2 protein-coding genes and 1 pseudogene are annotated in these 2,680 nt (G+C 42.6%); 2 read left to right on the forward strand and 1 reads right to left on the reverse strand.

Annotated features, from left to right (window positions below; genetic code table 11):
* Positions 1-198: pseudogene (locus B9G53_RS15845) on the reverse strand (transposase); the annotation flags it as partial.
* Between the two features lie 264 nt (positions 199-462).
* Here B9G53_RS15845 and B9G53_RS15850 point away from each other — a divergent pair.
* Positions 463-1,185, forward strand: a complete 723-nt coding sequence (locus B9G53_RS15850) for a TVP38/TMEM64 family protein (protein WP_176453238.1) — start codon at positions 463-465, stop codon at positions 1,183-1,185.
* Positions 1,186-1,275: 90 nt separating this feature from the next.
* The gene (arsS, locus tag B9G53_RS15855; protein WP_094533974.1) at positions 1,276-2,361 is read left to right on the forward strand and encodes an arsenosugar biosynthesis radical SAM (seleno)protein ArsS; all 1,086 of its coding nucleotides are present in this window, start codon (positions 1,276-1,278) and stop codon (positions 2,359-2,361) included.
* Positions 2,362-2,680 lie beyond the last annotated feature (319 nt).

The following is a 2,680-nucleotide window of genomic DNA, read 5'->3' on the forward strand; positions in this document are numbered from 1 at the left end:
AAACACCATTTCAAGTGCCTTAGGAAACCCAGTCAAACCATCAACACAAGCAATCAAAATATCTTTGACTCCACGGTTATGAATTTCGGTGAGTACCGACAACCAGAATTTGCCTCCCTCATTGGGGGATATCCACATGCCCAATAATTCCTTTTATCCATCCATATTCACTGCCAAGGCGGAATTGTGTGACTGATTTCGATGATCGTCTGATGTTGAATGCTACTGGATTATGGAACTACTATTTAGAGACTGCTTAAAGATACGATAATGACGGAGAACCTGTCCACCACTAGCTTTTAGAGAGTGTACAGGTCTAATAAGTTGCGGCACTTCGTGCCGCAACTTATTAGACCTGTTGGGTTTTATGTCCTAAGCAAGACTTACATTGCTATATTGGCTCTTGGATTAGTACAAATAAAACTAAAGCTAAAAATTATGCCGAGTGACAAAATTATATCGATGAGACTAGGACGATCGCTAATTTATCTAGCTCTAGGGACGATCATCTTTCTCTTGGCTTCGACTCCAGCTTTTGCCCAAACTGCTGACACCACAGGAGGATTCAACCCTCAAGAGTTACTTCGCAATGCTTTGCAATGGGTGGAAAGCCTCGGCTATGTCGGGGGGATAGCCTTTATCGGTATTTACATTATGGCAACTGTGGCTTTTCTGCCAGGTTCTATTCTCACCTTGGGCGCAGGGGTGGTATTTGGCGTAGTCCTTGGCTCGATCTATGTATTTATTGGTGCAACCATTGGCGCGATCGCTGCTTTTCTAGTTGGACGCTATTTCGCACGGGGTTGGATTGGCAAAAAAATTGAAGGTAATCAAAAATTTCATGCGATCGACAAAGCTGTAGCCCATGAAGGATTCAAGATTGTTTTACTAACTCGCCTCTCACCAATCTTCCCTTTCAACTTGCTCAACTATGCTTTTGGAGTCACAGGTGTGTCTCTCCAAAACTATTCCCTAGCTTCCATAGGTATGTTCCCAGGTACGGTGATGTATGTTTACATTGGTTCTCTAGCAGGTGATCTTGCAAGGATTGGGGGCGAGAATCAACCCACCGATCCCACAATTCAATGGATCATTCGCATTGTTGGTTTTATTGCCACAGTTGCTGTTACCTTTTATGTTACCCGCATTGCCCGTAAAGCCCTAGACGAGAAAGTGACTGAATAAAATTCTTAAAGCTATGTTGCATGCTGTGCTTACACCATGACTTTTGTCTCCGTAATTATACTCAATTACTTAACTATTACCAAGATAACTATGTCCCCCACCGCAACTACTTCTTTAAACCAACGCCACGCTGCTTTATCTAGTCCTCAAAATCAAATTGAACTATTAAAATCCCTTGATCTTGATCGCCTACCAGAGCAAGGTGATTTTGCATCAACTATCAACAAAAGCGGTTGGGAAAAACTAACTCCATCCCAGTTAGAAATCTTCCAAATCAATATTGGTAAACTTTGCAATATGACTTGTCGTCACTGTCATGTTGATGCGGGGCCCGATCGCCGCGAAAATATGGATCGCCAAACTATTGATGACTGTCTCAAAGCTCTTGATCAGACGCAAGCCCAGACTGTCGATATTACAGGTGGCGCTCCTGAATTAAATCCCCATTTTCGTTACTTGGTTGAGCAATGTGTCGTGCGCGGCAAGCACGTAATTGATCGCTGCAATCTCACTGTGCTGCTTCTCCCGACAATGCAGGATCTGCCAAAATGGCTTGCCGAACATAGAGTGGAAGTTGTTTGCTCTCTCCCACATTTTCGCCAGCCAAACACCGACAAGCAGCGCGGTGATGGCACTTTTGAGCAATCTATAGAAGCTTTACACCGCCTAAATGCGGTGGGTTATGGAAAAGGCGATCCACTTCTTAAACTAACTCTAGTCAGCAATCCTGCCGATGCTACCCTGTCTTGCAACCAAGCGGCGATACTAGAGCAAATGTGGAAGCAAGGCTTGAGCGAAAATCATGGAATTACTTTTGATCGCCTGATTGCGATTAACAATATGCCAATTTCGCGTCATTTGGAATGGTTAGAACAGTCTGGTAATTTACAAGCTTATATGGAACTGTTGGTTAATTCCTATAACCCTGATACTGTATCAGGGCTGATGTGCCGTAATATGATCTCCGTTTCTTGGGATGGGAGATTATTTGATTGTGACTTCAATCAGATGTTGGATTTGGAAATTCAATTAGATAGTCAGATGGGCAATCGTCAATATTTGCATATCCGTGATTTTAATCCTCAATCATTAGCTAATCGCCAAATCATTACAGGTCGTCATTGTTTTGGTTGTACCGCAGGAAAGGGTAGTTCTTGCAGTGGTGCGATCATTTAACTCCAATTGGGTTAGTGCTATAAATTACTTACGGTGATAGTAGTGTAGCTATTCATCACTTCTTTAGCAACCAGTGCCTAAGTTTGTCCACTTAGGCTTTTTTCGGCTTGTTCTCTCACCTGTTCATGCAATGTAGTCATGATTTCCCTCAGTACTCCTGACTCTCGCCATTGCTTGTAGGGACCTGGAGTTTAGACTAAAAAAGGTAAGAAAGGCAGAGTAAAAGAGATACAAACTGCCTAAAGTAGATAAAAAAGAAAGACATATCTACAGCCATGATTATTGACAAACTACAGGAATTTCGTCAACAGGTATATGG

The organism is Pseudanabaena sp. SR411 (assembly GCF_002251945.1).
Classification (GTDB): domain Bacteria; phylum Cyanobacteriota; class Cyanobacteriia; order Pseudanabaenales; family Pseudanabaenaceae; genus Pseudanabaena.

What these genes read in the sequence shown, in the direction of transcription:
- B9G53_RS15850 (WP_176453238.1), top strand. Translation starts at nt 463, where the DNA reads ATGAGACTAGGACGATCGCTAATTTATCTAGCTCTAGGGACGATCATC.
- arsS (WP_094533974.1), top strand. Translation starts at nt 1,276, where the DNA reads ATGTCCCCCACCGCAACTACTTCTTTAAACCAACGCCACGCTGCTTTA.